The sequence below is a fragment of the Bacillus sp. 17RED48 genome (assembly GCF_019837545.1).
In the GTDB taxonomy this organism is placed as follows: domain Bacteria; phylum Bacillota; class Bacilli; order Bacillales; family Bacillaceae_G; genus Bacillus_A; species Bacillus_A wiedmannii.
Genome location: NZ_JADAXG010000006.1, coordinates 318962 through 345718 on the forward strand (window position 1 = coordinate 318962; position 26757 = coordinate 345718).

Annotated in this window: 22 protein-coding genes; 19 read left to right on the plus strand and 3 right to left on the minus strand. The window is 35.1% G+C overall.

The features are described 5' to 3' along the window. Positions 1-3 precede the first annotated feature (3 nt). Positions 4-1119, plus strand: a complete 1116-nt coding sequence (gene wecB, locus ILT06_RS22985; RefSeq protein WP_088047796.1) for a non-hydrolyzing UDP-N-acetylglucosamine 2-epimerase — start codon at positions 4-6, stop codon at positions 1117-1119. Positions 1120-1159: 40 nt separating this feature from the next. Here the strand turns inward: wecB and ILT06_RS22990 are convergent, their stop codons facing one another. Both ILT06_RS22990 and ILT06_RS22995 read right to left on the minus strand, forming a co-directional pair. Further along, on the minus strand, positions 1160-2293 hold the full coding sequence (locus ILT06_RS22990; RefSeq protein WP_064476193.1) for an LCP family protein: 1134 nt from the start codon (positions 2291-2293) through the stop codon (positions 1160-1162). 74 nt (positions 2294-2367) lie between these two features. Then, on the minus strand, positions 2368-3003 hold the full coding sequence (locus ILT06_RS22995; protein WP_000926678.1) for a YigZ family protein: 636 nt from the start codon (positions 3001-3003) through the stop codon (positions 2368-2370). Between the two features lie 239 nt (positions 3004-3242). Here ILT06_RS22995 and ILT06_RS23000 point away from each other — a divergent pair, with 239 nt between their 5' ends. From ILT06_RS23000 to ILT06_RS23070, 15 genes are all read left to right on the plus strand, one after another. Then, positions 3243-4085 (plus strand): DegV family protein, encoded by an 843-nt coding sequence (locus ILT06_RS23000; RefSeq protein ID WP_000844775.1) that lies wholly within the window; start codon positions 3243-3245, stop codon positions 4083-4085. Between the two features lie 172 nt (positions 4086-4257). Further along, complete coding sequence (locus ILT06_RS23005; RefSeq protein WP_000400858.1) at positions 4258-4572, plus strand: winged helix-turn-helix transcriptional regulator; 315 nt, start codon at positions 4258-4260, stop codon at positions 4570-4572. A gap of 146 nt (positions 4573-4718) precedes the next feature. After that, complete coding sequence (locus ILT06_RS23010; protein WP_222655574.1) at positions 4719-6125, plus strand: C40 family peptidase; 1407 nt, start codon at positions 4719-4721, stop codon at positions 6123-6125. 127 nt (positions 6126-6252) lie between these two features. Further along, on the plus strand, positions 6253-7602 hold the full coding sequence (gene comFA, locus ILT06_RS23015; RefSeq protein WP_222655575.1) for an ATP-dependent helicase ComFA: 1350 nt from the start codon (positions 6253-6255) through the stop codon (positions 7600-7602). Further along, positions 7602-8306 carry a ComF family protein gene (locus ILT06_RS23020; RefSeq protein WP_064476195.1) on the plus strand — a complete coding sequence of 235 codons (705 nt, stop codon included), beginning with the start codon at positions 7602-7604 and terminating at the stop codon, positions 8304-8306. The genes comFA and ILT06_RS23020 overlap by 1 nt, the downstream gene beginning before the upstream one ends. Positions 8307-8432: 126 nt before the next feature. Then, complete coding sequence (gene cspC / locus ILT06_RS23025; RefSeq protein WP_001990088.1) at positions 8433-8630, plus strand: cold shock protein CspC; 198 nt, start codon at positions 8433-8435, stop codon at positions 8628-8630. 319 nt (positions 8631-8949) lie between these two features. After that, positions 8950-9492 (plus strand): ribosome hibernation-promoting factor, HPF/YfiA family, encoded by a 543-nt coding sequence (gene hpf, locus ILT06_RS23030; RefSeq protein ID WP_000671193.1) that lies wholly within the window; start codon positions 8950-8952, stop codon positions 9490-9492. A 275-nt stretch (positions 9493-9767) separates the two neighbouring features. Then, on the plus strand, positions 9768-12275 hold the full coding sequence (gene secA / locus ILT06_RS23035) for a preprotein translocase subunit SecA (protein WP_000579393.1): 2508 nt from the start codon (positions 9768-9770) through the stop codon (positions 12273-12275). A gap of 144 nt (positions 12276-12419) precedes the next feature. Then, a protein-coding gene (prfB, locus tag ILT06_RS23040) for a peptide chain release factor 2 (RefSeq protein ID WP_096001656.1) occupies positions 12420-13518 on the plus strand; the annotation gives its coding sequence in 2 pieces (ribosomal slippage) (positions 12420-12491 and positions 12493-13518; 1098 coding nt in all). Positions 13519-13956: 438 nt separating this feature from the next. Further along, positions 13957-14280: a cytochrome c551 gene (gene cccB / locus ILT06_RS23045; protein WP_064476196.1), complete on the plus strand. Its 324-nt coding sequence runs from the start codon at positions 13957-13959 to the stop codon at positions 14278-14280. A 314-nt stretch (positions 14281-14594) separates the two neighbouring features. Further along, positions 14595-15281: a cell division ATP-binding protein FtsE gene (gene ftsE, locus ILT06_RS23050; RefSeq protein WP_000594325.1), complete on the plus strand. Its 687-nt coding sequence runs from the start codon at positions 14595-14597 to the stop codon at positions 15279-15281. Continuing rightward, complete coding sequence (gene ftsX / locus ILT06_RS23055) at positions 15271-16164, plus strand: permease-like cell division protein FtsX (RefSeq protein ID WP_000645020.1); 894 nt, start codon at positions 15271-15273, stop codon at positions 16162-16164. The genes ftsE and ftsX overlap by 11 nt, the downstream gene beginning before the upstream one ends. Positions 16165-16282: 118 nt before the next feature. Then, positions 16283-17719 (plus strand): S41 family peptidase, encoded by a 1437-nt coding sequence (locus ILT06_RS23060; protein WP_080349976.1) that lies wholly within the window; start codon positions 16283-16285, stop codon positions 17717-17719. A 261-nt stretch (positions 17720-17980) separates the two neighbouring features. Further along, positions 17981-19165 (plus strand): PDZ domain-containing protein, encoded by a 1185-nt coding sequence (locus ILT06_RS23065; protein WP_142387439.1) that lies wholly within the window; start codon positions 17981-17983, stop codon positions 19163-19165. 155 nt (positions 19166-19320) lie between these two features. After that, positions 19321-21141: a TniQ family protein gene (locus ILT06_RS23070; RefSeq protein ID WP_180230578.1), complete on the plus strand. Its 1821-nt coding sequence runs from the start codon at positions 19321-19323 to the stop codon at positions 21139-21141. Between the two features lie 63 nt (positions 21142-21204). Here ILT06_RS23070 and ILT06_RS23075 read toward each other — a convergent pair whose 3' ends face one another. Further along, a complete protein-coding gene (locus ILT06_RS23075; RefSeq protein ID WP_154131450.1) occupies positions 21205-23034 on the minus strand; it encodes a TniQ family protein in 1830 nt (609 codons plus the stop codon). A 75-nt stretch (positions 23035-23109) separates the two neighbouring features. Here ILT06_RS23075 and ILT06_RS23080 point away from each other — a divergent pair, with 75 nt between their 5' ends. The 3 genes from ILT06_RS23080 to ILT06_RS23090 are packed head-to-tail and all read left to right on the plus strand — an operon-like array spanning position 23110 to position 26748. After that, complete coding sequence (locus ILT06_RS23080; RefSeq protein WP_098675975.1) at positions 23110-23742, plus strand: TnsA endonuclease N-terminal domain-containing protein; 633 nt, start codon at positions 23110-23112, stop codon at positions 23740-23742. Between the two features lie 50 nt (positions 23743-23792). After that, the gene (locus ILT06_RS23085; RefSeq protein WP_180230577.1) at positions 23793-25784 is read left to right on the plus strand and encodes a Mu transposase C-terminal domain-containing protein; all 1992 of its coding nucleotides are present in this window, start codon (positions 23793-23795) and stop codon (positions 25782-25784) included. Further along, complete coding sequence (locus tag ILT06_RS23090; protein WP_098675973.1) at positions 25777-26748, plus strand: TniB family NTP-binding protein; 972 nt, start codon at positions 25777-25779, stop codon at positions 26746-26748. The genes ILT06_RS23085 and ILT06_RS23090 overlap by 8 nt, the downstream gene beginning before the upstream one ends. Positions 26749-26757: the final 9 nt, after the last annotated feature.

Below are 26757 nucleotides of genomic sequence, written 5' to 3' on the forward strand. Positions count from 1 at the left end.
GAAATGACTGAACGTTTAAAAGTAATGACAATTTTCGGGACACGTCCAGAAGCAATTAAAATGGCACCTCTTGTGTTAGAGTTGCAAAAGCATCCAGACAAAATTGAATCGATTGTGACTGTAACAGCACAACATCGTCAAATGTTAGACCAAGTATTAAGTATCTTTGGAATTACGCCAGATTTCGATTTGAATATTATGAAAGACCGCCAAACTTTAATTGATATTACAACGCGTGGTTTAGAAGGTTTGGATAAAGTAATGAAAGAAGCAAAGCCGGATATTGTACTTGTACATGGTGATACAACGACAACATTTATTGCAAGTTTAGCTGCTTTCTACAATCAAATTCCAGTAGGGCATGTTGAAGCAGGACTTCGTACATGGGATAAATATTCTCCATACCCAGAAGAGATGAATCGCCAATTAACAGGCGTCATGGCAGATCTTCATTTCTCACCTACAACAAAATCAGCAACGAACTTACAGAAAGAAAATAAAGACGAGTCACGCATTTTCATAACAGGAAATACAGCGATTGACGCACTAAAAACGACTGTAAAAGAAACATATAGTCATCCTGTACTAGAGAAACTTGGAAACGATCGTCTTGTACTTATGACAGCTCACCGTCGTGAAAATTTAGGAGAGCCAATGCGTAACATGTTCCGTGCAATTAAACGTCTTGTTGATAAGCATGAAGACGTACAAGTTGTGTATCCTGTTCATATGAACCCTGTTGTTCGTGAAACAGCGAATGATATTTTAGGCGATCATAGCCGCATTCATTTAATTGAGCCGCTAGATGTAATTGATTTCCACAATGTTGCAGCTCGTTCATACTTAATGTTAACTGATTCTGGTGGTGTACAAGAAGAAGCGCCGTCATTAGGTGTACCGGTTCTTGTTCTTCGTGATACAACAGAACGCCCAGAAGGTATTGACGCAGGTACATTGAAATTAGCAGGAACAGACGAAGAGACAATCTTTGGTCTTGCTGATGAGTTGTTATCAGATAAAGCAGCTCATGATAAGATGTCAAAAGCATCTAATCCTTACGGTGATGGCCGTGCATCAGAGCGTATTGTAGAAGCAATTTTGCAACACTTTAATAAGTAAATAAAAAAGAGCCAAATCATATGCGATTTGGCTCTTTTTGTTATTGCTGATTTCTCATAATCCACTCTGCATGAGCATTTGTGGATGGAGGAGGTTCAGTTGGTGTTTGGTTCTGATTCTGATTCGTTTCTTTCTTCGCTTTTTCGTTAGAGTTAGCATTTGAAGAAGGATTTGATTGGGTTTTTGTAGTTGGATTTTCTTGAGTGTTTGCTGTTTCTCCTAATTCTTTTTTAATTTCGTTACGTACTGTCTCTACACCGATTGGGTCTGGAAGGAAGTAATAAATCCCACCTATTTTTTTGTCTTCTCCTTCAAGTTTGAACGTTTGTATTGTAGAAGGATCAAACCCAGATAGTTTATTGTAAAGTGCAAGTCCGTCAGAAATAGGAATGTCAGTTTTTATATATTTTCCAACGACGGCCGTTAAATCTTTAATTTTAAATACGGTAGAGGCTGAATTTAGTTTTTGAGCAACAGCGGCTAGTAATTGTCTTTGTCTAGCGGCCCGACCATAATCGCCGTTTGGATCCTGCTTTCGCATACGTACATATGCGAGTGCTTCTTCCCCATTTAAGTCTTGTTGTCCTTGCTTAAATTCGATTTTTTTGTAGTAATCCACGTCCGAACGCTCCCAAAAATCGAATGGGACATCAACAGTAACACCGCCAACAGCATCAACAATACCTTTAAAGCCTTGGAAATCAATTTTAAGATAATGGTCTACAGGCACTTTTAGAAAACCTTCGACAGTTTTGATTGCCATTTCTTCTCCACCGTAAGCGTGCGCAGCGTTAATTTTGTCCTCTTTGTTCTTACCAACAATTGGAACGCGACTATCACGAGGGATACTCATAAGCGAAATCTTTTTAGTTTTAGGGTTGACGGTCGCAAACATTAATGAATCTGTACGACCGTTTTGACCGTCCGTTGCGTAATCTTCTATACCCATAATGAGGAGTGTAAAAGGCTCCTTTGTAATTTCTACATCTTCGGTTCTCAAGTCCGATTTTTCACGAGTAAAACCACTATACATCCCCATGAGAGAAGAGTAGGAATTTAATATATAAAGTCCTACACCACCAAATAAAAATACGAAAATAAGGAAGTAGAAAAACTTTCTTCTTCGTTTCTTTTTTATTCTGCTATTTTGGAGATGATAATAACGTTCTTCCATATATAATCTCCTTAGTTCATTTGTAGGAAAGTAATTCACTACATTAATCTTTAAAGGTGAGGATGTAGTTATTCTTAGATAACATCTTGTTCTAAGTACAACATATCTCCTTCTGTAATTGTACATTTCCCATTTGTTAACTCAATCATCCAATCTGTGAATGCTTGTTTTCCGTCTTCTTCTACATACGTATCAAATGTGACATTTTCGAGATAATGTATATCTTTAATGGCATATTTCGAATTACGTAATTCATTTTCAATTTTGCCAAGTAATGTGTAATCAATTTCGGTCTGCATAACACGCATTAGTTTTCGCTGAACAACACCGACATGATTAATGCCTTCGCTTGTACATTTTCCATATGCGCGAATTAATCCACCTGCGCCAAGTTTGATGCCACCAAAATAGCGTGTAACGACAACGACGGTATCTTTTAAACCGCGTTTTTTTAGTACCTCTAACATAGGTACGCCAGCTGTGCCGCTAGGTTCTCCATCATCATTTGCTTTTTGGATTTGATCTTGTTCGCCAATCAAATACGCAGAACAATTATGTGTGGCATTCCAATTTTGTTTTTTTATTTTTTGTATAAATTCTTGAGCTTCTGCTTCGGTTGTAGCTCTGCTAACGTAACAAATAAATCTTGATTTTTGAATGACAATTTCGTGCTCACCGTAGTCTTTGATTGTTAAATATTGTAATAACACTCGTATACGCCCCTATCTACCAAAATGACTAGTACTTTACATTTTAAAAGCGAGCGTTTTTATATTCAAACATTTTTTATAAATAAGTTGAAATTTTTGGTGAGTATTTCACCTTCTTGTTGTAATTTGTCGAGATGGTAAGTATGATTTCAAATCGGCATTTTCATGTATGGATGCACCATTTTTAGTTTTCGTGTAAACTTAGGGAATAAAAACTTTTTTATAAGGCAGGTACGCAAATGAAAACAGCTATTGTTACTGATAGTACAGCATATATACCGAAGCATATTCGTGATGAACTCAATATATATATGATTCCATTAAACGTTGTGTTTGGAACGGAATCTTATCAAGAAGAAGCTGAAATTTCAGTAGATGATTTCTATGTAAAAGTACGTGAGCAAGAAGAACTTCCGAAAACTTCTCAGCCAGCAATCGGAAAGTTTGTTGAGTTATTTGAAGAACTATCTAAGGATTATGATGCGGTTATTAGCATTCATCTTTCAAGTGGGATTAGTGGTACATATCAAACGGCAACGACAGCCGGGCAAATGGTAGAGGGTATTGATGTATATACGTACGACTCTGAAATTAGTTGTGAAGTACAAGGATTCTATGTACGTGAAGGTGCAAAGCTAGCAAGCGAAGGAAAGGATCCGAAAGAGATCGTTGCCCGTTTTGATGAAATGAAGAAAACGATGGACGCTTATTTTGTAGTGGATGATTTACATCATTTACAACGTGGAGGACGATTAAATAGTGCACAAGCTTTCATTGGTAGTTTGTTACAAGTGAAGCCTGTTTTATATTTTAGAGATAAAATCATTATTCCATTTGAAAAGATTCGTACACGTAAAAAAGCGTTAAAACGAATTGTTGAAATTTTTGATGAGCAAGCAAGTCAAGGTGTACCTATGGAAGCAGTTATCATTCATGCACAACGTGAAGAGGAAGCGAATGAATGGAAGGCAGAATTAGAAGCAAAATATCCTCATGTTACAATCCGCACAGGCTATTTCGGTGCTGTAATTGGTACGCATTTAGGTGAAGGTGCACTAGGTCTTGGATGGTATACGAAGTAATAAGATATAAAAAGCTCTCTTTTTGAAGAGGGTTTTTTTACGGATATTTTACGTGTAGTTGACAAGTTAATATTTGGAAATGGTAAAATGTACGTAAAATAAAATAATGAGGAAAGTTTTATAACTTACTTTTTACAAGAAACTATATTATAATGGAAGAGAGGTGAAACATATGGAGCATAATTCTTGTTTATGTCCAAAGTTTGAGTCAGCTTTTACTTTGCTTAGTAAAAAATGGACTGGCTTAATTATTAAATCTTTGCTTGAAGAGTCAAAACGTTTTAGAGAAATCGCAGATATTATACCGAATATGAGCGATCGTATGTTATCAGAGCGTTTAAAGGAATTGGAAAGCGAAGGCATTGTAGTGCGTAATGTTTATCCAGAAGTACCAGTTCGAATCGAGTACGGCTTAACTGAAAAAGGGAAAGCATTAGAAAGTGTTATGGATGAAGTCCAAAATTGGGCTGAGAAATGGATGAAATAACGTTTTGATTTCATTCGTATTAGTGTATGTAACAAAACGTAAGGGAAACCTTGCGTTTTTTCTTTGCTTATAAAAAGCTTTTAGAATTCTACACATATATACAAAAATATGCATATTTTGCGATAGAGTTACATATAATATTACATTTGTTTTACAATAGCGTAACATTAGCAAAAAAAATCCCGAATTATGGTATAAATTTTATAGGTTATATACGGAAAAAGACAAAAGAAAGCGGTGTAAAAAATAAAATGAAAAAGCTAAAAATGGCATCTTGCGCATTAGTTGCAGGGTTAATGTTTTCAGGACTAACACCAAATGTATTTGCAGAAGATAAAATTTCTGACGTGAAATCACAAATTAATACACAAAATGACACTTTACATAAACAACAACAAGAACGTGATGAATTACAAAAACAAATGAATGACTTAAACAAAACAATTCAAGGTTTGGATAAATCTGTTCAAGCGAATGCTTCTAAACTTGATGAAACAACGAAAAAAGTTGCGGATACTGAGCAATTAATCGAAAATAAAAATAAAGATATTGCAGAACTACAAACGAAAATTGCAAAACGTGAAGAGTTATTAAGAAAACGTTTAGTTGCACTTCAAGAACAACCAAATACGAACGTTGTAACAGAAGTTCTTGTAAACTCTAAAAACGTTGCAGATTTAGTTGATCGTTTAACTTCTGTTTCTAAAATTCTTGAGTCTGATGAAGATATCATGAAAACACAACAAGAAGATCAAGCGAACGTGAAAAAAGATGTTGAAACGGTAAAAACAAAGCAAAAAGAATTAAAAGAAGCACAAGCTCAAATTGAAACTGCTAAGAAAGAACTTGACGCTGAAAAAGCGAAAAAATCAACAGCAGTAAATGATTTAAGCGGTAAAATGGATACAGTTGTAACTTCAATGACAAGTACGGAAAGTCAATTGAAAGATCTTGAAAAACAAGCACTACAATTACAACGTATTGCTGAACAAGAAGCACAAGAAAAAGCTGCACAAGAAGCTGCTGCTCAAAAACAAGCAGAACAAGCTGCTAAAGCTGTGGAAGCTCAGCCAGCACCTGCAGAGCAAGCTGCACCAGCAAATAATGGTGGACAAGCTCAAAAAGAAGAGCCTAAAAAGGAAGAACCTAAAAAAGAAGAACCTAAAAAAGAAGAGAAAAAACCAGCACCAACACCAGGCCCAGCTCCAGCTCCTGGCGTAATTGGTAAAGCACAACAATATTTAGGCATGCCATATGTTTGGGGAAGTGCATCTCCATCAAACGGTGGTTTTGACTGTAGTGGATTTATTTCTTACATCTATGGTGTAGGACGTCAAGACGTTGCAGGTTACTGGAATTCAGTTTCTAAAGTAAGTAGCCCACAACCTGGAGATTTAGTATTCTTCCAAGGTACTTATAAACCAGGTCCATCTCACATCGGTATTTACGTTGGGAATGGCCAAATGATTCATGCTGGTGATAAAGGGATTGCTTACGCTAGCTTAAGCAGTAGTTATAACCAAAAACACTTCTTAGGTTACGGAAGATTATAGGATTACAATTCAATAAAAAAATGTATATAAAGTCGATAGCTTACTATTTTATAAGTAGGTTATCGGCTTTTTTGAGTTTTTACGAGGTTATGAGAAGGGTTTATAGTAGTGCTGGAGGTGCTTGCTGATGTTGGCAGGGAAACAGTTACTATTAGAGGAACTCTCTTCAGATTTACGGGATACATTACATGATTTGAAAAAGAAGGGGGAGGTCGTATGTGTACAAGGTGTAATAAAGAAGGCTTCTAAATATATATGTCAGCGCTGCGGAAATATAGAGCAGCGACTATTTGCATCATTTTTATGTAAAAGGTGCAGTAAAGTATGTACGTATTGCGGGAAGTGTATAACGATGGGGAGGGTAAGTGAATGTGCTGTACTTGTTCGTGGGATTGCTGAAAGAAAAGGAGAAAAAGGTGTAAATTCGTTACAGTGGAACGGGGCCTTGTCTACTGGTCAGGAGTTGGCGGCGCAAGGTGTTATAGAAGCTATTAAGAAGAAAGACTCTTTTTTTATTTGGGCTGTGTGCGGGGCTGGAAAGACAGAAATGTTATTTTACGGTATGGAAGAGGCATTGCGAAAAGGAGAAAGGGTTTGTATCGCAACGCCAAGAACAGACGTTGTACTAGAATTAGCGCCGAGATTACAAAAAGTGTTTCCAAATGTAAATGTAGCGTCCTTATACGGAGGAAGTGAAGATAGGGACAAAGATGCAGCTTTAGTCGTTGCAACTACGCATCAACTGTTACGTTACTATAGAACGTTTCATGTCATGATTGTAGATGAGATAGATGCCTTCCCGTATCATGCAGATCAAATGCTACAGTATGCAGTAGAACAAGCGATGAAAGAGAAAGCGGCGCGTATTTATTTAACGGCAACTCCCGATGAAAAGTGGAAGCGCAATTTCAGAAGGGGTAAACAAAAAGGTGTCATTGTCTCTGGGCGATATCACCGGCACCCGTTACCAGTTCCTCTATTTTGCTGGTGCGGAAATTGGAAGAAAAGTCTCCACCATAAAAGAATTCCTCGAGTGTTACTACAATGGTTAAAAATGTACGTAAGCAAAAAGTATCCCATTTTTTTATTTGTTCCCCATGTGCGATATATAGAAGAATTGAGCCTGATATTGAAAACGTTGTATCCTAGAATCGATGGTGTACATGCAGAAGATCCGATGAGAAAAGAAAAAGTAGCAGCTTTCAGAAAGGGAGAAATTCCGTTATTAGTTACAACGACAATTTTAGAGAGAGGAGTAACTGTGAAGAATTTACAAGTTGCGGTGTTAGGGGCAGAAGAAGCAATCTTTTCAGAAAGTGCGCTCGTACAAATTGCAGGCCGAGCAGGTCGTAGTTTTGAAGAACCTTATGGTGAGGTCGTTTATTTTCATTATGGTAAGACAGAGGCGATGGTACGCGCGAAAAGGCATATTCAAAGTATGAACAAAAAGGCGAAAGAACAAGGGTTAATCGATTAATGTATTGTCTACTTTGCGATGAGTATATGTTGGAAACAGTTAGTTGGTACACCTTCTTTGTAAAGCCTCTTAAAAAATATATATGTGATAGGTGTGAGCGGAAACTTTCCTATATTATAGGAGAGATTTGCATAGAGTGTGGGCGACCTTTAGAGGACTTGCCTTCCGAATATAAAGAAAATGATATTTGTATGGATTGCGTAAGGTGGATAAATGTGGAGAAGTATCGTCCTTTTAAAAATCGTTCTTTGCACGTGTACGATGATGAGATGAAAGAAATATTAGCACAGTTTAAGTTCCGGGGGGATGCGGAGTTGGTTCGTATTTTTCATCGATCCTTTCGGGAACTATTTCAAAAGTATTTTACGGATGTTTCAAGTGTTATTGCTGTTCCGCTTAGTAGGGAACGGGAATATGAACGTGGTTTTAATCAGGCAGAGTTATTAGCAGCTTGTTTGCCTGTCAAAATTTCTTATCCCTCATTAAGAAGAAGGGAAACAGAAAAGCAAAGTAAGAAGACACGTAAAGAAAGGCTTTCGGGAAGTAATCCTTTTTATTTTCAGGGAGAAGAGATGTTTCAGGGCCAACATATCTTACTCGTTGATGATGTATATACGACAGGAATTACAGTTAGACAAATTGGAAGTCTTTTATACGATAGAGGAGCAAGGGAAGTTTCTAGTTTGACGCTCTGTAGAAGTTGATCTGTAACTGTCGAAAGGGATAATAAAAAGACGATAAGTCTTCTTTGACTTCGTAAGTTGTCATTCGTTATAGTCAAAGTATGGGGCGAATGCCCTGATTTTAAGAGTGAAGGGAATGGAATGAACATGCAAGGAAGAGTGAAATGGTTCAATGCAGAAAAGGGATTTGGGTTTATTGAGCGTGAAGATGGTGATGATGTGTTTGTTCATTTTTCTGCGATTCAACAAGATGGATATAAGTCATTAGAAGAAGGGCAACAAGTTGAGTTTGACATTGTAGATGGAGCACGTGGACCACAAGCAGCTAATGTTGTAAAACTGTAGGAATATTGTTTTTGGGAAGAGAAAGCTGCGTTTGTGGCAACGTTATATATATGGTAGAACCTCTTGTTTTTGCAAGGGGTTTTTGTTACGAATCAAGTTGTCAAAAAGTTGTTTCTTTTCTGTAACGAATTGTCCACAGTTATATTCGTTATTCACGATGTTAATAGGATAAAATAAAGATAGAAACGATGCATCTTTTCATTTCAACAAAAAACGATAAAAAAATCGCAATTCCACTAATTTTTTTAAAAAAGTTAGAAGGAGTTTTTAAGCCAATGTCGAAATTATAGTACATAGGCTTGAAAGGAGGAATTCATCTATGAAATTCAACATTCGTGGTGAAAATATTGAAGTAACTCCAGCATTAAAGGAATATGTAGAGAAAAAACTAAGTAAGTTAGAGCGTTATTTTGATACATTCCCAGAGATTAAAGTTAATTTAAAAGTATACTCTGACAAGCAACGTGTCGAGGTAACAATTCCATTTACTGATTTATTACTTCGTGCAGAAGAAACTAATAGCGATATGTACGCTGCTATCGATTTAGTAGTTGATAAACTTGAGCGACAAATTCGTAAACATAAAACAAAGGTAAATCGTAAGTTACGTGAGAAAGGTTCTGTGAAAACGAACTTTATCCTTCCAGAAGCAGTAGCTGTTCTGGATGCGGTAGAAGAGGATGAATTAGAACTTGTACGTACAAAGCGATTTGATTTAAAACCGATGGACGTTGAAGAAGCGATCCTACAAATGGATATGCTAGGACATAATTTCTTCGTCTTCACAAATGCTGATACAAATGAAACTAATGTTGTATATGGCCGTAAAGACGGGAAATATGGTTTAATCGAAACTAAATAATAATTCAAAAGCGCAGCCGAAATGGCTGCGCTTTTTTTGCTGAAAATAGATTTTTTTAAAAAGTTTCCTTAATTTAGAACGAGACATTCGGCCGATTGTTGTCATAGTTATAAGACAAGTGTTACAATTATCATTAGGTATATACATTTTAGTTTTTTTAATTAGGAGAAAAATTGGCATAACATACATTTGATTTTTACAACGACTGATTGTAATAGAGAAAAAGAAAAACAATCGGAAGTTTTATTTTAATAAAAAAGAGGAGCGTATTTCCTATGATCGGTATTTTAAAAAAGGTATTTGATGTAAATCAACGCCAAATTAAACGTATGCAGAAGACAGTTGAGCAAATTGATGCATTAGAATCATCTATTAAGCCACTAACAGATGAACAATTAAAAGGAAAGACGCTTGAATTTAAAGAACGTCTAACAAAAGGTGAGACAGTAGATGATCTACTTCCTGAAGCTTTTGCAGTTGTTCGCGAAGCTGCGACTCGTGTTCTTGGAATGCGTCCGTATGGTGTGCAGTTAATGGGTGGTATTGCCTTACATGAAGGGAATATCTCTGAGATGAAAACGGGTGAAGGTAAAACGTTAACATCTACATTACCTGTATATTTAAATGCTTTAACAGGAAAAGGTGTTCACGTTGTTACGGTCAATGAATACTTAGCACAACGTGATGCGAGCGAAATGGGACAACTTCATGAGTTCCTTGGCTTAACAGTAGGAATTAACTTAAACAGTATGTCACGCGAAGAGAAACAAGAGGCTTATGCTGCTGATATTACGTATAGCACAAATAATGAGCTTGGATTCGATTACTTACGTGACAACATGGTTTTATATAGAGAACAGTGCGTTCAGCGTCCACTTCATTTTGCTATTATCGATGAAGTCGATTCTATTTTAGTCGATGAAGCACGTACGCCGCTTATTATTTCGGGACAAGCTCAAAAATCAACAGAGCTATACATGTTTGCAAATGCATTCGTTCGTACATTAGAAAATGAAAAAGAATATTCATTTGATGTGAAAACGAAAAATGTAATGTTAACTGAAGATGGTATTACGAAAGCAGAGAAAGCTTTCCATATTGAAAACTTATTCGATTTAAAACATGTCGCACTTCTTCACCATATTAATCAGGCGCTTCGTGCACACGTTGTCATGCACCTTGATACAGATTATGTTGTACAAGAAGGCGAAATCGTAATTGTAGACCAATTTACTGGTCGTCTTATGAAAGGTCGTCGTTATAGCGAAGGTTTGCACCAAGCTATTGAAGCAAAAGAAGGCGTAGAAATTCAAAATGAAAGTATGACACTCGCAACAATTACGTTCCAGAACTATTTCCGTATGTATGAAAAGTTATCTGGTATGACTGGTACAGCGAAAACGGAAGAAGAAGAATTCCGTAGTATTTACAATATGAATGTTATCGTAATTCCAACGAACAAAGATATTATTCGTGATGACCGTGCTGATTTAATCTTCAAATCAATGGAAGGCAAATTCAATGCAGTTGTTGAGGATATTGTAAATCGTCATAAACAAGGGCAACCTATTCTTGTTGGTACAGTTGCAATTGAAACGTCAGAGCTTATTTCAAAAATGTTAACACGTAAAGGTGTACGCCATAACATTTTAAATGCGAAAAACCATGCGCGAGAAGCAGATATCATTGCAGAAGCTGGTATGAAAGGTGCTGTAACGATTGCGACGAATATGGCTGGTCGTGGTACGGATATTAAGCTTGGAGACGATATTAAAAACGTTGGTCTAGCAGTTATCGGTACAGAGCGTCACGAAAGCCGTCGTATTGATAATCAGTTACGTGGTCGTGCTGGTCGTCAAGGGGACCCTGGTGTAACGCAGTTCTACTTGTCTATGGAAGATGAACTAATGCGCCGCTTCGGTTCTGACAATATGAAAGCGATGATGGATCGTCTTGGTATGGATGATTCACAGCCGATTGAAAGTAAAATGGTTTCTCGTGCGGTAGAATCTGCGCAAAAACGTGTAGAAGGAAATAACTATGATGCACGTAAGCAGTTACTGCAGTACGATGATGTACTTCGTCAGCAACGTGAAGTTATTTACAAACAGCGTCAAGAAGTAATGGATTCTGAGAACTTACGCAGTATTATTGAAGGTATGATGAAATCTACAGTAGAACGTGCTGTTGCGCTTCATACACAAGAGGAAATTGAAGAAGATTGGAACATTAAAGGTCTTGTTGACTACTTAAATACAAACCTTCTGCAAGAAGGCGATATAAAAGAAGAAGAGTTACGTCGTCTTGCTCCAGAGGAAATGAGCGAGCCAATTATCGCGAAATTAATAGAGCGTTACAACGACAAAGAAAAGCTTCTGCCAGAAGAGCAAATGCGTGAGTTTGAAAAAGTTGTTGTATTCCGTGTAGTAGATACGAAATGGACAGAGCATATTGATGCGATGGATCACCTTCGTGAAGGTATTCATTTACGTGCTTACGGTCAAATTGATCCACTTCGTGAGTATCAAATGGAAGGATTCGCAATGTTCGAGTCGATGATTGCTTCTATTGAAGAGGAAATCTCTCGTTACATTATGAAAGCTGAAATTGAACAAAACTTAGAGCGTCAAGAAGTTGTTCAAGGTGAAGCTGTTCATCCATCTAGTGATGGCGAAGAAGCGAAGAAAAAACCAGTTGTAAAAGGTGACCAAGTAGGCCGCAACGATTTATGTAAATGTGGTAGCGGCAAAAAATATAAAAACTGCTGTGGTATCGGGAAGTAATACAGGGCGATAGCCCAGATTGCTTTGCAAAATTTCACATCAAAAATGTATAATTAAGAAAGATTAAACTCTCTCCGTCATAAGTGGAGAGAGTTTCCCTTGTTTTCATAAGAAAGTAACAGCAATTACATAGAGGTGAAGGAAATGGAATTAGTAGAAATTAGACAAGAATTAGAGAAAATGGCTAAGAGATTAGCGGCTTTTAGGGGGTCTCTTTGACCTTCCTACTAAGGAGAAACAAATTGCAGAGTTAGAAGAGACAATGATGGGTGCAGGATTTTGGGATGACCAACAAGGCGCACAAGCTGTAATTAACGAAGCTAATGCACTGAAAGAGATGGTTGGAAAGTTCCGTCAGTTAGATGAGACATTCGAAAATTTAGAAATCACACATGAGCTTTTAAAAGAAGAGTATGATGAAGATTTACATGAGGAACTTGAATCTGAAGTGAAAGGCTTAATTCAAGAAATGAATGAGTATGAGCTTCAGTTACTACTAAGCGATCCTTATGATAAAAATAACGCTATTTTAGAATTACACCCAGGTGCTGGTGGAACAGAGTCACAAGACTGGGGTTCTATGTTATTACGTATGTACACACGTTGGGCTGAAAAACGTGGGTTTAAAGTAGAAACGGTTGACTACTTACCAGGTGATGAAGCTGGTATTAAGAGTGTTACTTTATTAATTAAAGGTCATAACGCTTACGGTTATTTAAAGGCAGAGAAAGGTGTACATCGTCTTGTACGTATTTCGCCATTCGATTCTTCAGGCCGTCGTCATACATCGTTCGTATCTTGTGAAGTTGTACCTGAGTTCAATGATGAAGTTGAAATCGAAATACGTTCAGAAGACTTAAAAGTTGATACGTACCGTGCAAGTGGTGCAGGTGGACAGCATATTAATACGACAGACTCAGCAGTTCGTATTACACATACACCAACAAACACAGTTGTAACATGTCAGTCAGAGCGTTCACAAATTAAAAACCGTGAGCACGCGATGAAAATGTTAAAAGCGAAATTGTACCAAAAGAAATTAGAAGAGCAACAAGCGGAGTTAGATGAAATTCGCGGTGAACAAAAAGAAATCGGATGGGGTAGCCAAATTCGTTCTTACGTATTCCACCCGTATTCTCTTGTGAAAGACCACCGTACAAATACAGAGGTTGGTAACGTACAAGCGGTTATGGATGGAGAAATTGATCCATTTATTGATGCTTACTTACGTTCTCGCATCTAATAAGCGAAAAAAAGCCAACAAAGTTGTTGGCGTATGCTGAGGATAGTCGAGGAGATAAAGAATTTGATTTTATTTCTATAGATGAAGTAAAGAGGAAGAGAAGTTGGAAACGACAACTTCTCTTTTTGATGGGATTATATGTAGCATACAATGTTGTATATTGTATTGTAAAAAGTAGAGAATAGTAAAACAGAGCGGCAATAGAGTAAGACTTGAACAGAACTTTTCTGATTTTCTGTTCAACAAGAATTCTTTATAGAAGTTTTTATGTTGTTCACAGAATTGAAACAACTTATGAAAGCTTTATATTATCAGGGTTCTTACTGTATTTTTGAAAAATATGAAATATACCTTAGTTTTTCTATATAAAGATAATGCTTATAATGAAAATGAGTGTGTTAGGAATGAAAAGAATATCAACAATGGGGAGCGATAGAAGTGAAAAAGAAATTGTTGGCTATTGCGTTAGGAACATCAGTCGTTTTTGCTTTAGGAGCATGTGGAAATAAAGAAGAGAGTAAGCCTTCGAAACAATCTGCAAGCACAGATAGCGCAGAGCAAATTTACCAAAAAAGTTGTATAGGCTGTCACGCGAAAGATTTATCGGGAGCAACTGGACCGGATTTACGAAAAGTGGGACAGAAATATGATGCAGCAGAGATTGAAAAGATTATTGAAAAAGGTCGCGGTTCTATGTCACCAGGAATCATTCAAGGTGAAGATGCGAAAAAAGTAGCTGATTGGTTAGCTGAACATAAATAAAAAAGGATAAAATGGACGAGTTGGTTATATAATCTTATCCCAAAATGATTTTGGGTAAGAACTATGACGACTCGTTTCCTTTTTCTGGAGTGTAACATAACTGTAACAAAAATGTATCCGAACTGGAAACCGTTTGATGTTACAATGGGGTTTGTAGAATTTTGCTGAAATATATTACATAGAGTAGCGCTGCTAATAAAAAGCATGAATGGAAGCTACCTTCAACAAGAGTGGTTAAGTGAGAATAAAGTTTTTATTTTCAGATGTACAGAAAAGTATTTCGAAAAAAATCATTAAGTATTGGGTGATAAATAATGATAAAAATGACGAATGTTTATAAGGAGTACCCGAATGGTATGAAAGCCATTGCTGGTCTCACAGTTAACATTAAACAAGGTGAGTTTGTATACGTAGTTGGACCGAGTGGAGCCGGGAAATCTACATTTATTAAAATGATGTATCGTGAAGAGAAGCCATCTACAGGGTCAATTAATGTAAATGGACTTGTTATTGAAACATTAGCAGAAAGAGATGTTCCATATTTCCGTCGTCAATTAGGCGTAATTTTCCAAGATTTTAAATTACTACCTAAGTTAACGGTATATGAGAATGTTGCGTTTGCCTTAGAAGTAATTGAAGAAGAAAAAGAAGCCATTCGTGAGCGTGTAACAGAAGTTTTAGGTCTTGTAGGTCTTGAGGATCGTGCAGACGCACTACCAAGTGAACTTTCGGGCGGAGAGCAGCAACGTGTTGCGATTGCGAGAGCAATTGTTAATAGACCAAAGGTTGTAATTGCCGATGAGCCAACAGGTAACTTAGATATTGAAACAGCTCTTGATATTATGAAGATTTTTACGCGTATTAACGAGCGTGGTACAACGATTGTTATGGCGACACATAACTCAGATATCGTAAATACAATTCGTCATCGTGTAATCGCGATTGAAGGCGGAAAAATTGTTCGAGATGAGATTGAGGGAGGATACGGATATGAAGGCTAAGACCCTTAGTCGACATTTGCGAGAAGGTGTAAAGAATCTATCACGTAACGGATGGATGACATTTGCTTCTGTTAGTGCAGTAACAGTTACATTATTACTTGTAGGTGTCTTTTTAACAGCGATAATGAATATGAACCATTTTGCGACGAAAGTAGAGCAAGATGTAGAAATTCGTGTACACATTGATCCAGCAGCAAAAGAAGCTGATCAAAAGAAATTAGAAGATGATATGAGTAAGATTGCGAAAGTAGAATCTATTAAATATTCTTCTAAAGAAGAAGAGCTAAAACGCTTAATTAAAAGCTTAGGTGATAGCGGAAAAACGTTTGAGTTATTTGAACAAGATAACCCACTTAAAAACGTATTCATTGTAAAAGCAAAAGAACCAACAGATACAGCGACAATCGCGAAAAAGATTGAGAAAATGCAGTTTGTAAGTAATGTTCAATACGGTAAAGGCCAAGTTGAAAAATTATTTGATACTGTAAAAACAGGACGTAATATCGGGATTGCGTTAATTGCTGGTCTTTTATTCACAGCAATGTTCTTAATCTCTAATACAATTAAAATTACAATTTATGCTCGTAGTACAGAAATCGAAATTATGAAACTGGTAGGTGCAACAAACTGGTTTATTCGTTGGCCGTTCTTATTAGAGGGATTATTCCTAGGAGTATTAGGATCAATTATTCCAATTGGCTTAATTCTAGTTACGTATAATTCACTACAAAGTGTGTTTAACGAAAAACTTGGCGGAACAATTTTCGAACTTCTACCATACAGTCCTTTCGTATTCCAATTAGCTGGTTTACTAGTGTTAATCGGGGCTTTAATCGGTATGTGGGGAAGTGTAATGTCAATTCGTCGCTTCTTAAAAGTATAAAAAGTTGCAAACATAATTCGTACAAGCTTATCATATAGTAGAAATAGGTAAAGGCATCACACACTGTGTGATGCCTTTTGCTACACCACCTGTGTGTTTTGGAAAGGGGAATTCCGCATTGAAACGTAGAGTTGCAATTATTGGAATGGTTGTTGCATTTTTAATTGGTGCTGGCGGAATGTTTGCAGGTATGTCTTTATTTGGGGTTAACCCAGCAGAAGTAACGCAAACAATTTCGAGTGGAAACGCTAGCACCGCGCAAGGGAATTTGGCAAAAATTAATGAGGCGTATGCACTAATTGATTCACGTTATGTGGAAGACGTGAAGGATGACAAGTTAGTCGAAGGTGCAATACAAGGCATGTTGTCTACGCTGAAGGACCCTTATTCCACGTATATGGATAAAGAAACGGCTAAACAGTTTAGTGAATCACTTGATCCTGAGTTAGAGGGGATCGGGGCTGAGGTGAACAAAACGGACGGTAAGCTTATTATCGTATCTCCAATTAAAGGCTCACCGGCAGAAAAGATTGGAATTAAACCGAATGACCAAATTTTATCTGTAGATGGAAATAGTGTGAAAGATTTATCACGTGAAGAAGCAGTATTAAAGATTCGTGGTAAAAAAGGAACGACTGTCGCGATTGAAATTAAGCGTGCAGGAGTAGCTGATCCGATTGTATTTAAAATTAAGCGTGAAAAAATTCCAATCTTCACAGTGTTTAGTTCTGTGAAACAAGAGAGTGGAAAAGATATCGGTTATATGCAAATTACTTCTTTTGCTGAAAATACGGCGAAAGAATTTAAGGATCAGTTAAAAGAGTTAGAGAAGAAAAATATAAAAGGCTTAGTTATTGATGTGCGTGGTAATCCTGGTGGCTACTTAAATAGTGTAGAAGAGATACTAGGGGAAATTATGACGGATAAAAAGCCGATGCTACAAGTAGAGCAACGAAATGGTGAGAAAAAGAAATTCTCTACGGAACTGAAAGAGAAAAAGCCATATCCAATTTCAGTATTAATTGATAACGGAAGTGCTTCTGCTTCAGAGATTTTAGCGGGTGCGCTAAAAGAGGGAGAAGGATACGATTTAATTGGTGAAAAAACGTTTGGTAAAGGTACTGTTCAGCAAGCCGTTCCATTTAAAGATGGTAGCAATATTAAATTAACGATGTTTAAATGGTTAACACCGGATGGAAACTGGATTCATAAAAAAGGAATCGCGCCAACAGTAGAAGTGAAGCAACCAGATTATTATCATGCGACACCAATTCAAATTGAAAAAACACTTTCATACAATTCAAATGATGTGCAAGTAAAACACGCGCAAGAAATGCTTAAGAGTTTAGGATATGTACCGGGGCGTGAAGATGGATACTTTAGTAAAGAGACAGAATCAGCGCTGAAAGCATTCCAAAATGCGAATGAGATGGAAGCGACGGGACAGCTGGATAAAAAGACAGCTGAGGCGATTCAAACTAAAATTATTGAAAAAATCCGTTCTGGAGAAAATGATTTACAATTACAGTCCGCATTAAAATTAATAGCGAAATAAAGTGAAACTTTAATCAGTGGGGGTTTTCTTCATCCCCCACTGGTTATTAGTTGAACCAATCGGACTTTAATGGGCAGTTGATCCCCCACCTAAATTCTTTGCTTTCGCTGAATTTTGAGGTGGGGGTCTTACTGCCCATTAAAGCGGGATAAAAAGAAATACAGGCAGTTTGCTGCCTGTATTTTTTTGTGTTAAACAAACGTTTGTCCAGTTATGATAATATAAAAAGAAAGAATGATATAAATGGTGGTGAATGGGTTCGTGGAGGCATGGATTTTTGAAATAATGCGGGCAGTTGGACGTTTTTTCTTACACCCTGCTGTCTATGTATTTTTAATAAGTAGTATCTTCGTTGGATACTTACGTATGTTACGAGAACGAAAGGATTTTTCCTTTAAAGTTTATGATATTTGGTTTGAACTGCGAACATCTCTATTTGCGGGAGTTGGATACGGATTAATCGTATCTATTATTACAATTGGACTTGGCCTTGTCGTTTCCAAAGCGAGCTTATGGGTCATCTTACTTTGGACGTTATTATTTGGATTAACTGCTATGTATCGATATTTATCAGCAGCTTATACATTTAGTATCGCAATTGTATGCGTTCTATTATCTTCTAAGCTACCAGTTTCCTTCTTACAGCTTGGAGAAGGTGAAGAGAGTACGATTGTATCTCTTGCTATTTTACTAGGCGTCATGCTTATTGTAGAGGGCTTGTTGATTTCTAAAAATGCAGTAGGATATTCTACGCCGAAGATTAAGAAGGGTAAGCGTGGGCTAAAGATTGGTTTACACGAATCAAAGCGTTTATGGATCGTGCCTATTTTTATTCTTGTACCAGGTGATGCAGTAACGCAGTTTATTTCATGGTGGCCTGTCATTTCAATCGGTTCTGATACCTATTCTTTATTCCTCGTTCCATTTTTAATTGGATTTATGAGAAAGATTAGAAGTTATGAGCCAACGGAAGCTTTATTATTTACAGGAAGACGGGTCTACGGATTAGCAGGAATTGTACTTGTTTTAGGAATCGCAAGTTATTGGTGGCACGTACTTGCCATTATCGCAATGGGAGTCGCAATGCTTGGGCGTTTCACAATTTCCATGCAAGAAAAAATTGCGGATGAGACAAGACCGGCTTACTTCGCTGCACGTAATGATGGGCTTGTTGTATTAGATACAATCCCGAATACAATTGGGGCAGAGCTGAATTTACTGCCTGGAGAAGTAATTACGAAAGTAAATGGAGTCATTCCAGGAAGCGCTGAGGAATTTTATGATGCGCTTCAAACGAAGACGACAGGAGCATTTTGTAAGTTAGAAGTATTAGATACAAATGGAGAGCTTCGTCTTGCTCAAACGGCATTATACGCCGGAGGACATCACGAATTAGGAATTGTGTTTGTTCAGCAGGAGCATGAGTGGGATTCGGAAGCGATGTAATAGTGTGATTTTTCATAATTATTCGGAATAGTTTCAAGAACTCCTAAACTAGATTTCAAAATCAGCTAGAAAGTAAAACAGCTAAGAAAATTATATTTTCTTAGCTGTTTTATTTTGAAATAATAAAAAAATAAATGAAGGAGAGGTATGGCTTATTGGAAAGGTTATTGCTAACTCCAAAACCTTTAGAAGATGAATCTTTAGCAGGATATATATTAAGAATAACTGATTATAATGGTTATGAAAATTCTAGTTGGATATATACTATGGCTCAGATAAAAAAAAAGAAAATTGTTAGAGGTGATGCGGGTAAGATAAGTTTAGAGTTACTGAGCAACATTACTGGTATTACTGAAAGAGAATTATGGAGTATGACTTTTAATGATAAAATTATGGATACCACTAATCTTGGATTTATAAGGACGGGCTTTAAGTTAGGTATTAATTTATATGCTGATAAAATTTGCCCAGCTTGTTTTAATGAGAATTTTTATCAGAAGAAAATTTGGAACTATACAGTTAATGTTATTTGTCCCATACATAATTTGTATTTGGTTAATGAATGCCCAAGATGTAACAGTAAGATATCTCCGATAAGAAAAACATTAAAAAAATGTAACTGTGGATTTGAACTGAAATTGTTAGATCATGTAAAGGTAGAAGAGGATTGTATTAGTTTTGTTCATTTTTTTTATAATTTATATTATGAAATTAAAACCTTTGATACTCAAATAGATGCGATATGGAACCTTAAATTTGTAGAATTACTTAATTTAATGATTACAATTTGGTTAAGGATAGGAGGGTATAATAAAGAGAAGAGGCCAATTGTTGATTTTTCAATGCAAAATGAAGTAGAAAAAAAGATTATTCTTCAGATTTATGAGATATTTACAAATTGGCCACATAAATTTTATGCTTTCTTAGATAAAATTTATATTAGAGGAGAAGGATTAAGTAAGGCATTTGGTAGGTTTTATAAGGAGTTAATAAAAAAGTATGAATGTGACTCTTTTGAATTTTTGCGCTATGAATTCAAGAACTTTATAAATGATAATTGGCATAAACCAGTAGAACTTGGAAAAAAAGATTTATATAATAATGAATTTGTGTCTGGAGAACAGGCAATGAAGGTTTTAAAAATTGATCGAAGAGTGTTAAATCATTTAATAAGCAAGGGCATATTGGAATCTAAAACTTCTAAAAGAGGTTATGTCCATACTTCAATTAAAACGGCTACATTGTCTAAGTATCTGATAAGAAAGAAAGATTATCTATTTACAACTCAAGTAATAGAATTATTAGGGACTGAACTGCCAATTTTAGAAATATTAGATGAGCAAGGATATATTAGAAGAATACACGATTTGGAAGGGTTAAGGAAAAGAAAAATATATTCTGCAATAAGTATAAAAGAGTTTCTATTAAAGATGGAAATATATTTACAAGAGACAGATCAGATTACGGACGATTTAATAGTATTTAATCAAGCTTTAAGAAACATCAAGTTTAGCAAAGTTGAGCTGAATTATTTTTTTAGGGCTATATTTGAGGGGACGGTACGGCCTAAGAGAAGAGTGAAGGATAGAGGTTTAAGAACATTGCTATTTTTAAAAAGTGATATTGAAATGGTTATAGAAAATTATCGTAAGGATAATCCTAAAAAAATTATATTATCAATTAAAGATGCAGCCAAAATTATAGGGTTAAGACAATCAGTAATTTCAAGTTGGATAAAAAGAGGATTTTTAATAGGAAATGGTGATTCAGGAGGGAAAAGGTTTGCATTAGAAGATATACAGATGTTTCAAAAAAAATATATTACTCTAAAAGAAATTGCGGAAAAGAATAATACCATCTCTGTGTATATGATGAAAAAATTAAGTGGGATGGGAATTGAGCCGATTTCAGGTATTGAGATTGATGGGAGCGAAGGATATCTTTATAAAAGTGAAGATGTAAAGGTGATATTATAACCTACCAGTTACGTATTTTGGTAAACATGTAATAGGTAGGTGTTTTACGTTTGTAATTGAATTTTAAAAGTGGTATTTGTGGACTTGAAGGTCTTTTAATACATTAATGGGAAAAAGTATTTTATTTCCATCATTGAACTTTGGACCAGAAATAGAATGGATTTTTCCAGTATAATTTTTCTTAATTATTTGTGAAATGCTCAGGCCGGTTATATGTGATAACTGATAAGTTGTGAGATACTGCTTTTTGAATAAATGAAAATTCTCAAATGTAACAGCATTTAAGCTTTTATTTTCTCCAAATCTTTTAGTTTTAATCCAATGTTCAATATCGGATTTTTTAACACCTAATAGAAATGTAAGATTGGATATAGGTAACTCTCCAGCTATTTCAGCATTTTTTAACATAATATTACGTATTACAGTATAAATATCGTGAACTGGAAGTACCGAATTTCCTAAATTCTTTTCATTAAAAATATACTTAATCTTTCCTTCTAACATAGCACGTATTAGATGATGAGAATTTGTATAGCCTATCCATTCAAAAGCTTTATTTAAAGTACGAATTTCTTTTTGTTCGAGAGTTCTTACTGATTGTTTTTTTAGTTCTTTTATGAAGTTTGCTAATGCATGTATAGGGATAATCCAACTTGTCATGGAACCGTTTTTTTTATGAGCAATATCTTGAATAAGATTATTAGATAAAATTTGATACGTTACTTTGGCACTAGTTCCTAATATACTACGTGCTTCTTCTTTCGTGATGCTTTCATTATAAAAATTACACCAATTTTCAATTTCTTTTTGTTTATACACAGTTAAGTTTATATCTTTTAAATTTACTGGTAAAGGATGAAAATAATTACTTTCCACTATATCTTTATTGAAATGTTTAATTAATTGTGGGATTTCTTCTAAAGAAATAAGAGAATCTTTTGTTTGTAGTTTATATATACCTAGATAGTTAATGAATTCTTTAAAAATAGGATAGAGTTCTGTTTGTAATAAATTTGGTAGGGCAGTTTTGATAAATATCGAAAAATTATTATCTTCTACATTGTTTTCAGCGGTTCTTATTAAATTATGATAGGAGTTTGGCCAATCATATAGAAGTTTATATGCATATGTGTATAGTATGAGAGCTTGTTGATCACTTTTTTCTTTTTTTAATCTAGTTCTAGCAATAACATTTTCAGAAAAAGCAATATTTTGTATTGAGGGAATCTCATGTTTTGGCAATATTTGAGGAATCCATGTTGCGAAAAATTCTAATGATTTAAAAAGCATTCTATGATTTGTAATCCATTTATTTAAATGGAATGACCCTTTCTTGATGAATAAATTATTAATTATTTTTTGGTATTCTATTAATGATAAATCTTCTACGTAATTTACGGGAAATGTACTTAAAGTTGCTCCACATCCACATTGATCTAAAATAATTCTCCTAGGTGTAATGTGTTTGTTGCATTTTACGCATTTTTCAATTAAAAACACGTTATGTTTTGGGCAACAATGAGAATATGTCAAGCTCCAAGCAATACGATGGTATTGCTTTTCTACAATACAAAAAGGACAAAATTTTGTTGTGTGATACATAATCCATGGACATTTAACTTTATTTTTTAAGGGGAGATGTAACTGCTTTAATAAATTAGGAAATGTCATTCGTTCTGCATCTTGGATATTCATTTTTAATATTTCGCAAATTTCTGATAGTGGTATATCGTCTAGCCAATTTAGTGAGGATTCACAGAGTTTATGCTTATATCTTTCTGTAAATAATGATAAGAACCAAAGTGGTTCTTCCATAAAATTTTCTTTAGCAGTACGAAATATAAAGCTTGCTAGGCTTTCATTTTCATAAGGTTGGACATAAATAAGAAACAAAATTATCACTCCTTATAAGTCATTATTTACATTTGTTTTGATAGCTATACTTAACGATGTAAGAGGTGAAATCGGATGGGAAATTCAAGAAAAGTTATGCCCAGTAAAGGGAAGAATTTTAGAGGAAAGATATTTAGTCAACGTTTAGGTAAATCTATTTTTTATGAGAGTTTGTTAGAAAGAGACTTCATTAAACTTTTAGAATTTGATTGTAATGTTGTTTTTTATGAATCGCAGCCCTTATGTATTCAATATAGGTATGAGGGGAGAGCTTATAGGTATTTTCCTGATTTTAAAGTGATCACAAGAGATTTGCATACATATTTATATGAAATAAAACCCAAAGAACGTATTAAGGATTCAGATAATCTTGTTAAGTTTGAGGTAGGAAAGATGTACTGTGAACAACAAGATTGGATATATTCAATTATGACTGAGGATGATATAAGAAAGGGATATTTAATTGAAAATCTTGATAAATTAATGGTGATTAAAGAAGCACAAACTAATAATAGTATTATGAAATATGTAAGTGATTATATGGAGAAACATAAAAATACATGTACGATTAAGGAATTAAGGCCAATGCTCTCTGAATTTAGTGAGGCTGAAATTATTGGAAATGTTTATTTTATGATATGCAAAAACTTAATAAAAGTGGACTTGACTAGTGAAGTTATTAATGAGTCTAGTATACTCCGCTTATAGTTAGGAGGATTAAGGTGGGAGCATACCAATTTAAATGTGGTCTACGCTTTATGATTCGCGACAATGAGTATATAGTTAGAAAAGAGATGGAAAAGGACTTAGAGATAGAAAATATTGATTATAAGAGGATAGAAATCTGGAGTAAAGAGGAGTTATTAGATTTATGGGCAAAGGAGCAATTAATTTTTCGAATAAATGAGGAAAGTGAATATATTAATCAAATTCCAGAATTTGAAGCACTTCCTAATCATGTTCAAATAGAGGCCAAAAGAAGATATAAGATATTAGAACCGGTTATTAAAGGAGAAATTTTACCTGAAGAAATATCTGAATATTTAATTAAAATAGAGCCGAAAATTAGTAAATCAACATTTTATGAATGGAAAAAACGTTGGAATATTACTAATGATATAAGAAGTCTAGTGCCGGCGCGTAGCGGACCCAAAGGGCCTAGTACAAATGAGAAAGTGTTAAATTTATTAGATGAAGTTCTAAAAGATTATTTATATAGGGGAGAAAAAAGGACATTAGAACAATTATACTCGGAATTTCTTCTAAGAATTGATGAATATAATGAATTTCGAGATTTGGGAGAAGAGATTAAATCAATTTCTAAGTCAACCTTTTATAGAAGGGTAAAGCAAGTTGTAGATAAACATAAGCTAAATACATTGAAATACGGTAAAGTTCAAGCGGATTTGATTCAAAAGGGTTCTACGAAGGAAGTGGTTGTTACAAGGCCTTTACAAAGAGTTGAAATCGATTGGACACCACTAGATATTATGTTATTAGATTTAGAGACCTTAAAGCCAAGAAGACCATGGTTAGTTTATGCAATAGATAAATTTACAGGATACCCATTAGGTTTCTTTGTAACGTTTGGAAATATTAATACACAAGCAGTTAAGCAATGCTTGTTGCATACAATTATGCCTAAGACATATGTGAAACGATTGTATCCTATGGTAGAAAATAAATGGGAGGGCTTTGGAATTCCTGAATTAATAGTACTAGATAATGCAAAGGTGAATGAATCGTTGGATTTAGATGATGCATGTCTACAGGTAGGAATTCGAGAAATTCAATACTGTGCAGTAGGAGCAGGTAATCAAAAAGGAACAATAGAAAGAGCATTCAGGACGTTAAATACAAAGTTTGTTCATAGCTTAAAAGGAACGACTTTTTCAAATCCTCTTGAACGGGGACAATATGATTCAGAAGGAAAAGCGTGTATTACTATGCAAGGGTTTATATATATGCTACATATAGCACTTGTAGATTTAATTGCAAATTCTTACGATTCTAGAAGAGGGGCTACGCCTAGAGAATTATGGGAAAGAGGAATGAAAGAAAATCCACAATTATCTTTGCCGATGCCTAGGAGTAAAGAAGAGCTTAAATTTATTTTAATGGGAGGATTAGAAAAACGTACTATTACTAATAAAGGGATAGTGATTAAAAATGAATACTATACTAGCGCGGATCTTATGAATTATAAAAACTATCTTGAAATAAACGGGAAAGAAGAGGGAGGAAAAGTTAGGGTAAGGTATGATTTAGATGATATGCGAAGTATTTATGTGTATAACTCTTATGAAAGAAAGTATATTAAGGCTTATAATACTGGATTGGAGAGAAAAGGTATCAATGCTGAATATCCAGTACATTATTCCACTTTGGAACTGAATTCTAAAGCTAGGATTGAAAAGAAAAACAAGGTGGATCAAAGAAGTATAGGAAGGGCAAATCGAAAGATAGAGGAAATACAGAGAGAAGAGCAAAAAAAGGCAAGAAGATTAAAAAAACCAATTTTAAATGAGGGTGAAAAAAATAATGAACAACCACAAATAGCATTAGATGTATCGTCTATGGGTATTTCGCATGTTCAATTAGAAACTCCAAAGGCTTTAGAAACACTCATACTACCTCAAGGGAATGTGAATAAAGAACACAAAAAATCAACTAATAGAATGAGTTATGAAATTGATCTTAAGGATCTACCTGAATGGGATGTTACTTTTAGGGGTGGCGATAATGAGTAATAAAATTAAATTCGGAGAATTGAACGGACGGAATCCTAGTTTTGAGGAAATTAGAACAAGAAAGGAACATGTAAAAAAAATAGTCATTCAGCATCCAGGATATAAAAGGGTGATAGAGCGGATTGAAGAATATCATTTGTTATCAGAGGGATCTATTCAACCAGATGGGATATTTCTTTCTGGAGAAACAGGAGTAGGAAAGTCAACTTTATTAAAAGAATATCAGAATAAATACCCGAGGAAGATGATAGATGGATGCACCAAAATTCCAATTTTATATACTAAGGTTCCTGTTGGAGCTACTCCAAAATCTGTAGCTTCTAAAATTTTATTAGATTTGGGGGATCCTGTATATGATAAAGGTACAGAGAATAATCAGACTGCGAGGTTATTAAAATTTATTGAAAAATGTGAAGTTCAAATGGTAGTAATTGATGAATTTCAACATTTAATTGATAGGGAGACACAACATGTCTTTAATCGAGCGTCTGATTGGGTGAAGTCATTTACTGATGATGTAGGAGTTCCTGTTTTAATTTGTGGCATGCCAGAGTCACAGAAAATTTTCCAGCATAATGCACAGTTAGATCGGCGCTTTTGCACAAGATTAGATTTGAAATCATTTGAGTATGAAAGTAAAGAAGAACAAATAGTATTTAGAGCATTTTTAAATAACCTGGATCATCAACTTCCGTTTGTGTGCAAATCATATTTAGCTAATCCTAATTTATCTGAGAAATTATATTACGCTTCTAAAGGGATTCCTTTTTATGTTAAGAAAATATTAGAAGAAGCGACAGTACATGCAGTGAGGCAAGGGAGAGACTGTTTAGAGGAAAATGATTTGTTTTTGGCATATCAGCTAATAAGTATATCTCATCGGCCATATGCAATTAATCCTTTTGGGAAACCGAATTTTAATTTGATCGAAGAAATAAAAAAAGAAAAATATCAAAAAAAGTAATTATTTAAA

Bases quoted from the DNA above. Each gene is read 5' to 3' on its own strand.
- wecB (WP_088047796.1), top strand. From the start codon at position 4: ATGACTGAACGTTTAAAAGTAATGACAATTTTCGGGACACGTCCAGAA.
- ILT06_RS22990 (WP_064476193.1), bottom strand. From the start codon at position 2,293: ATGGAAGAACGTTATTATCATCTCCAAAATAGCAGAATAAAAAAGAAA.
- ILT06_RS23000 (WP_000844775.1), top strand. From the start codon at position 3,243: ATGAAAACAGCTATTGTTACTGATAGTACAGCATATATACCGAAGCAT.
- ILT06_RS23005 (WP_000400858.1), top strand. From the start codon at position 4,258: ATGGAGCATAATTCTTGTTTATGTCCAAAGTTTGAGTCAGCTTTTACT.
- comFA (WP_222655575.1), top strand. From the start codon at position 6,253: ATGTTGGCAGGGAAACAGTTACTATTAGAGGAACTCTCTTCAGATTTA.
- ILT06_RS23020 (WP_064476195.1), top strand. From the start codon at position 7,602: ATGTATTGTCTACTTTGCGATGAGTATATGTTGGAAACAGTTAGTTGG.
- cspC (WP_001990088.1), top strand. From the start codon at position 8,433: ATGCAAGGAAGAGTGAAATGGTTCAATGCAGAAAAGGGATTTGGGTTT.
- hpf (WP_000671193.1), top strand. From the start codon at position 8,950: ATGAAATTCAACATTCGTGGTGAAAATATTGAAGTAACTCCAGCATTA.
- secA (WP_000579393.1), top strand. From the start codon at position 9,768: ATGATCGGTATTTTAAAAAAGGTATTTGATGTAAATCAACGCCAAATT.
- ftsE (WP_000594325.1), top strand. From the start codon at position 14,595: ATGATAAAAATGACGAATGTTTATAAGGAGTACCCGAATGGTATGAAA.
- ftsX (WP_000645020.1), top strand. From the start codon at position 15,271: ATGAAGGCTAAGACCCTTAGTCGACATTTGCGAGAAGGTGTAAAGAAT.
- ILT06_RS23080 (WP_098675975.1), top strand. From the start codon at position 23,110: ATGGGAAATTCAAGAAAAGTTATGCCCAGTAAAGGGAAGAATTTTAGA.
- ILT06_RS23085 (WP_180230577.1), top strand. From the start codon at position 23,793: ATGATTCGCGACAATGAGTATATAGTTAGAAAAGAGATGGAAAAGGAC.
- ILT06_RS23090 (WP_098675973.1), top strand. From the start codon at position 25,777: ATGAGTAATAAAATTAAATTCGGAGAATTGAACGGACGGAATCCTAGT.